6 protein-coding genes are annotated in these 6,748 nt (G+C 72.0%); 1 reads left to right on the top strand and 5 read right to left on the bottom strand.

Features of this window, described 5'->3' with window-relative positions; genetic code table 11:
- Window positions 1-142: 142 nt before the first annotated feature.
- A complete protein-coding gene (locus tag ACWCO3_RS29265) occupies window positions 143-811 on the top strand; it encodes a potassium channel family protein (RefSeq protein ID WP_145778825.1) in 669 nt (222 codons plus the stop codon).
- Between the two features lie 41 nt (window positions 812-852).
- Here the strand turns inward: ACWCO3_RS29265 and ACWCO3_RS29260 are convergent, their stop codons facing one another.
- The 5 genes from ACWCO3_RS29260 to ACWCO3_RS29240 form a co-directional block, all read right to left on the bottom strand.
- Window positions 853-2,493 (bottom strand): protein kinase domain-containing protein, encoded by a 1,641-nt coding sequence (locus ACWCO3_RS29260; protein WP_450013116.1) that lies wholly within the window; start codon window positions 2,491-2,493, stop codon window positions 853-855.
- A 71-nt stretch (window positions 2,494-2,564) separates the two neighbouring features.
- A complete protein-coding gene (locus tag ACWCO3_RS29255) occupies window positions 2,565-4,127 on the bottom strand; it encodes a fused MFS/spermidine synthase (RefSeq protein ID WP_450013114.1) in 1,563 nt (520 codons plus the stop codon).
- A 36-nt stretch (window positions 4,128-4,163) separates the two neighbouring features.
- Window positions 4,164-5,180 (bottom strand): coiled-coil domain-containing protein, encoded by a 1,017-nt coding sequence (locus ACWCO3_RS29250; protein WP_423438224.1) that lies wholly within the window; start codon window positions 5,178-5,180, stop codon window positions 4,164-4,166.
- A gap of 185 nt (window positions 5,181-5,365) precedes the next feature.
- Window positions 5,366-6,175, bottom strand: coding sequence for an inositol monophosphatase family protein (locus ACWCO3_RS29245; RefSeq protein ID WP_145778822.1), 810 nt, complete (start codon window positions 6,173-6,175; stop codon window positions 5,366-5,368).
- Window positions 6,168-6,620, bottom strand: a complete 453-nt coding sequence (locus ACWCO3_RS29240) for a response regulator (RefSeq protein WP_145778821.1) — start codon at window positions 6,618-6,620, stop codon at window positions 6,168-6,170. The genes ACWCO3_RS29245 and ACWCO3_RS29240 overlap by 8 nt, the downstream gene beginning before the upstream one ends.
- Window positions 6,621-6,748 lie beyond the last annotated feature (128 nt).

The raw sequence follows: 6,748 nt of genomic DNA, 5'->3' as shown, positions 1-6,748 counted from the left end.
GCCGACCCCCCCCCCGCGGCGGGGGCCCGAGTGATCGCGTTTTCTACCCCGCCCCCCCCCCCAACGCCGCCGGGCGTCGTCCGGGCCCGCCGCAGGCCGGCCAGCTCTTATGAAACATGCCCGAGAGGCGAGGAGGGTCGAGGTGTCCGCGAGACGATCTGACGGCGGCGGGATCGTGGTGATCGGGTTGGGTCGCTTCGGCTGCCACCTGGCCGCGTCGCTCACCCGGATGGACCGTGAGGTGCTGGCCGTCGACCGCAACCCGGCCCAGGTCCAGCGCTTCTCCGACAAGATCGACCGGGTGGTCCAGGCCGACTCGACCGAGGAGGGGGCGCTCCGTCAGCTCGGCGTCGCCAGTTTCGCCCGGGCGGTGGTGGCCATCGGGGCGTCGGTGGAGGCGAGCGTCCTCACCGTGCTGGCGTTGGTCGAGTTGGGTGTGCCGCAGATCTGGGCGCGGGCCACCTCGCAGAAACACGCCAAGATCCTGTCGTCGGTGGGCGCGCACCACGTGATCTTCCCGGAGGCGGAGACCGGTGACCGGGTGGCGCACCTGATCGTCAGCCGGCTGCTGGACTTCGTCGAGTTCGACGACGACTTCGCGATCGCCACCGTCCGGGTTCCGGAGTCGTTCGTCGGGCGCACCCTGCTCGACCTGCGCCCGGACGAGCGTTCCGGGGTCCGGGTGATCGGCGCGAAGGTGCCCGGCGAGCGTTTCCGGTACGCCTCGGACGACACGACCCTCACGCAGGGCGGGGTGCTGATCGTGGAGGGCGGGATCGACCAGGTCCAGCGGTTCGCGGGGCGACGCTGACCATCACTTCTTCTTCGGCCCACCGTGCCCCTCAGGGGCCTTCACCCTTTTCCCGGACCACCCTGCCCCTTGGCCTCGCCGGCCTTCCCGGGCCCCTTTCCGGGCTTCGGCGGCTTCGCCTTCTGGGCGGTGCCACCGCCGGCGCCGCTGGGAGTCGTCGCCTTCTTCGGCGGTGCCTTCGTGGTGGCCGCCGTCGTCGCCGGTGCGGTGGACGGGACGCTGCCGGCCACCCCGGAGACGCGTACCCCGCAGGTCACGTCACCGAGTCGGAACTCCACGGGCAGCGGGTTGGCCCCGCTGTACGTGCCGGACAGGGTGAGCTTCTCGGCGGCGCCGGGCGCCAAAGTGGTGCGCTGGGCCGCGGGTCGGATCAGCACCGTGCTCCCCTGCTGCTGCACCGACGTCGGCTCGGCCTTCGTCACGGTCTGCTGGCCGGGGAACGTGAAGTTCATCGTCCAGTCCCGGAGTTCCTGCTTGCCGGTGTTGGTCACTGTCAGCTCGGCGGCGAAGTCCTTGCCGGTGTCGGCCCGCAGCGCGTACGTCACGTCGCAGGTCGCCGCCTGCGGCAGGCCCATCCGCGCCTCGGTGGTCGGCCGGTCGTCGCCGCTGGCCGGGCTGCGCGAGGTGAAGCCCCACATGGCGCCGGTGACAGCGATCAGGCCGACGGCTGCCACCCCGGCCTCCACCCGCCGGCGACGCCGGTCCATCCGCCGGCTCCGGTTGCGGGTGCGGGACAGCGGCAACGCGTCGGTCGCCGCGGACCACGGCAGGATCGTCGTGCCCGCGTTGGCCAGCGCAGCCGGGTCCAGTTGCCCGGCGGCCGGCGAGACCGGCACCGCGGCAAGCATCCCGGCCGCCTCGGCGAGGGTCCGGGCCAGTTCCGCGGTCGCCGGGCGGTCACCGGGCCGCTTGGCCAGGCACCGCCGCACCAGGTCGGTCACCTCGTCCGGCAGACCGGGCACCGGCGGCATCGGGTCCGGGTCGTTGTACATGTGCGCGCGCAGCATCTGCGTGGTCGTGCTGGCCTGCCAGGGCAGTCGACCGGTGAGCATCCGGTAGAGCAGCAGACCGACGGCGTACACGTCGGTTGCCGGGGAGACCTGGCCGTTGTCCAACCTCTCCGGAGCGAGGTACGCGGGGGTGCCGAGCAGCGCGCCGTCCGGGCCCTTCTCGCTCTCCCCCACCAGCGCGGAGATGCCGAAGTCGACGACCTTCACACCGGTCGGCGTGAGCATCACGTTGCCCGGGGTGACGTCACGGTGCACCACACCACGCGCGTGCGCGGTGGCCAGCGCCGAGCTGACCTCGGCGCCGATGGTCACCGCCTCCCGCCACGGCAGACTGACCTCCCGGCCCAACCGGTTGGCGAGTGAGGCTCCGTCGACCAACTCCATCACCACGTACGGCACGGTCAGGCCGACCTGCTCGGACTCGCCATAGTCGTACACATTGGTGATGTTGGGGTGGCAGAGCCGCGCCGCGGCCTGCGCCTCCACCCGGATCCGGTGCCGGAAGGCCCGGTCGCTGGCCAGCCGCGAGGCCAGCACCTTCACCGCGACCTGGCGTCCCAACACCTCGTCGTAGCCACGCCAGACCACCGACATGCCGCCCGCGCCGAGTTGCTCGACGAGCCGGTACCGCTCATCGAGGAGTTGCGCGTTGTTCCGGTCCCCACCGCCCATGGTGGCCGTTGTTGCCCAGGCTGGACACACCTACACCCGTTGGATCGGAATCGGTCAGGAAAGTCACCCGATCAGGCGGTCGCCAAGAGTTGGTCCACCGGGGCGTAGTCGTCGGTCAACACCAGCGCCGAGCCGACGAACTCCGTGAGCTCCGCGCCGGAGAGCAGGCTGACCTTGGGGTCCACCTCGCTCAGCCGAGCGCGGACGGCCTCCAGCGGCAGCGGCGCGTCCGAGCCGACGATGAGGAAGTTGGCGCCCTGCTGTTCGGCGAGTGCCTCCGGCGGCGCGATCAACGCGACGTGCCGGAACTCCGCCCCGACGGTGGCCAGCTCGGCGCGGATGAACCGCAGTGGCGGGTAGTCGATGACGTTCTGCACGTACACCCCGCCGGGGCGGGTCACCCGCCGAATCTCGGCCGCCATCTCCCGGGTGGCCAGGTGCCACGGCACCACCAGGTGGCCGAACGCGTCACCGACGACCAGGTCCCGGCTGTCCGTCGGTTCGCCGGCCACCAGCATCCGGGCGTCACCCACCACCGCCCGCAGCTCCGGGCCCGTGCGTACGCCCAGTTCCTGCTTGCCCAGCTCGACAAGGCCGCCGTCGATCTCGAACACCACGTTCTCGGTGCCCGGCCGGGTGGCGGTGAGGTAGCCCGGGACGGTGAACCCGCCGCCGCCCAGGTGCAGCGCGTCCAGTCGCCGCCCGGCCGGCGCGGCGACGTCGGCGACCGCACCGATCCACTTCGTGTACGCGTACTCCAGGTGCTTCGGGTCGGCGAGGTCCACGTACGAGTGCTGGGCCGAGTTGAGCAGGAGCGTCCGACCGGTGGGCCGGTCCGGGTCCGACGCGACCCGGGCGCAGTGGTACGCCGTCTCGATGTCGCACGGGTTCGGCGCGATCGTGGTCAGCCCCGCCCCGACCAGGCCGAGGACCGCCAACGCGGCCCTGGTCCGGGCGGGGCCGGGCAGTTCGGTGGGCTCCTGCCGGCGCAGGTACCAGCCGAGACCGATACCGACCAGCCCGAGCGCGATCGCGAGGGTCAGCAGGATGACAGTGCTGCGCAGCGCGGCGACCAGCACGAATCCGGTGAGCAGGGTGGCGGTGATGCCGCCCAGGGTGCCGATCCCGGAGAGTCGACCGACCACCTGGCCGGTGCGGCGCAGGTCGGCGAGTTGGAGCTTCACGACCAGCGGGGTGACGGCGGCCAGGAGCGCGGCCGGCACGAACACGGCCAGCGCTACCAGCAGCAGGATGCCGCTGGCCGCCCCGCCGCGCAGCACCTCACCGGCGTAGCGGACCACCGGCAGGGTGATCGCGGTGGCGATGCCGGCCAGCACCAGCGCCGGCGCCAGCAGGCCACGCGGGTTGCGCCGGTCGGCCAGCCAACCACCGGACCACGCCCCGTACGCGATGGCGGCCAGCGCGATGCCGATCACCGAGCTGGTCACCTGGAGGGTCACCCCGACGTACGGGCCGACCAGGCGCAGCGCGACGGTTTCCAGCACCAGCACGGCCCCGCTGGAGAAGAAGACCAGGAAGGCAGCCAGACCATTGGGCAACGCCCGGCCGGTGACCGGAGCGGGCGAGGCCGGGGACGCTGGTGGGGCCGTTACGTCGGACGGTGGGGAGCTCATCGTCGCGATGGTACGCAGCGAAGCTGGTGCTTCGGGTCAGTACATCGAGAGATGAACATGGTTCGTGTGGGATGCGGCGGGGCTGCCGCTGCCGCTGTACGAGCGCCACCCCGTGCCGGGATGCCAGATCTGCCGGTACCAGATCACGTAGAGCACCCCGAGGCGGTCGGCGTTGCGCACGTGCCAGGCGGCCAGGCTGTCCCCGTACGACTTGTCGCCGCCGGTCGCGTTCTTGTCCTCGAAGCCGTTCGTGGCGGCCGAGAAGTCGCAGGCCCGACCCTTCGGGTGCTCGCCACCACCGCCGCTGCGCTTGCAGGAGACGTGCCGCTTGTAGCCGGCCGCCTGGGTCTGCTTGAGCGCGTTCAGGGTGCGCGGGGTGATGCAGCCGGACGTGGTCGGGTCCTTCACCGAACACGACTCCGACGGCCAGGACCCGTCCGAGTTACGCGGGGCCGGCGTCGCCGAGGCGGAGCTGCCGCCGCTGAAACCGCTGCTGCTGCCCGAGCTGACCTCGGCGAGCGCGGCCTCGGCCTCCTTCTTCTTCTTCGCCATCACGGCGAGTTGCTTCTGCTGCTCGCGGACCTCGGCGTCGATGGCGACCTTGGCCTGCTGCGCCTGCTCCTTGGCCTCGACGAGGTCACGCAGCCGCTTGGCGTCGCGCTGGGCCATCAGGTCGAGGTCGCTCACTCGTTCCAGGAACGCCTGCGGCGTGCTGGTGTTGAGCAACATCGTCGCCGGGGTGAGCCGGCCGACCCGGTACGACTGTGCGGCTACCTCGCCCACCTGGGCGGTCAGCCCGACCATCCGACCCTCGACAGTCGTCAGCTCGCCGGCCAGCGCCGTCTGGCGGCGCTTGGAGTTGTCCAGTTTGGCCTTCGCCTCGATGTGGCCCTTGGCGGTCAACTCGAGAGCGTCCTGGAGCTTCTTGCTGCCGCCCTCGCCGGGCTCCGCGTACGCGGGCACGGCGGCACCGCCGAGCACCAACGCGACGGTGGCGAGCAGAGCGAACAGGGCGCGGCGGCCGAGCCGCGGGCGAAGCCTGGTCCTGGGCACGAAAGCGTCCTTCCGTCGACCGCCGGTGAACCAACTGCGGCGGCGTCCCCGCCGGCGCCTGTCGGCGGCCTGCTGGCGGAGACCGCCGGTCACGATACCGGACGACGGCCTGGTGACCAGCCCCTCGACCGCCGGGCCGCCCAGATGTCGACAGAGCGTTTCGGCGTCGTCGCGCAGGGCGCGGATCAGCTGTCGAGGAGGGCGTCGCGGACCTCGGCCCAGACCTGTTCGTTGGCGGCGACGAGCAGGCCGCGGTCGTCGTCGGCCGGGTGGTAGTCGGCGCCGTCGAAACGGCGGGCGACGCCACCGGCGGCGCGGACCAGCAGGGTGCCCGGCGCATGGTCCCACGGCAGGGTGCGCCAGAAGAGGACGAACTGCTGCTCTCCGGTGAGGATGTCCAGGTACTCCCGGCCGGCGCAGTGTTGGCCGGGCAGCAGCTCACCGAGCTGCCGACCGCCGGCGCGGACCCGGTCCCGGGTCTCCGGCGGCAGGAACCGGGTCATCGCCGCTCCGCGCAGCTCACCCAGTGGTGGGGTCGAGGTGGTGCGATCCACCGGTCGGCCGTTGAGCAGGGTGCCGTCGTCCGCCGAGCCGACGGCGAGGGTGTCGGCGAGCGGGTCGAGGATCCAGCCGGCGGCCGGTCGCCCGTCGGTCAGCAGCGACACCATCAGGGCGAACGGCCGGCGTCCCGCAGCGAAGTTGGCGGTGCCGTCGACGGGGTCGACCAACCAGACGTCCCCGCCGTCGCGCAGGTGCCGCAGCAGCCCCGGGTCGTCGGCGACGCCCTCCTCGCCGACGACCATCGAGCCCGGCCGGAGCCGACGCAGCCCCGCCGAGAGCAGCTCCTCGGCGCGACGGTCGGCGACGGTGACCACCTCACCGGGTGCCTTCTCCGACACGTCGTCGTCGTCGAGCTTGCGGAACAGCGGCAGCACGACCTGGTCGGCGGCCTCCCGGAGGAGGTCACCGACGTCGTCGAGCAGGGTGTCAGCCACGCGGCGGCAGCTTGACCACGCTGACGAAGAACTCGTCGATCTGGCGGACCACCGAGATGAAGCGCTCGAAGTCCACCGGCTTGGTCACGTAGGCGTTGGCGTGCAGCTGGTAGCTGCGCAGGATGTCCTCGTCGGCCTGGGAGGTGGTGAGCACCACGACCGGGATCCGACGCAGCTCCTCGTCCTTCTTGATTTCTTCGAGCACCTCCCGGCCGTCGCGGCGGGGCAGGTTGAGGTCGAGCAGGATCAGGTCGGGCGGGACCGCGTCGGCGTACTGACCCTCCCGCCGCAGGTAGGCCAGCGCCTCGGCGCCGTCGGAGACGACGGTCAGCCGGTTGCGCAGCTTGTGCTCCTCGAACGCCTCCTGGGTCATCAGCACGTCACCCGGGTCGTCCTCGACGAGCAGGACCTCGATCGGGCTCTTGCCATCCGCCGGCGCGGTCATCCCACCGTCTCCCTCATGTCACCCGTTCTACCGCTTCCCGACGGCTCGTCGGCCCGGTCCGGCCGGTCCGTCCCGTCGGACTGCTCGGCCAGCGCTGCCGGAGCCTCGTTCGGGGGCGTCGTGTCGCC

Source organism: Micromonospora sp. NPDC002411 (assembly GCF_053592955.1).
Note: the sequence above shows the minus strand (reverse complement) of the source record. Positions and strands in the feature narration are given on the sequence as shown.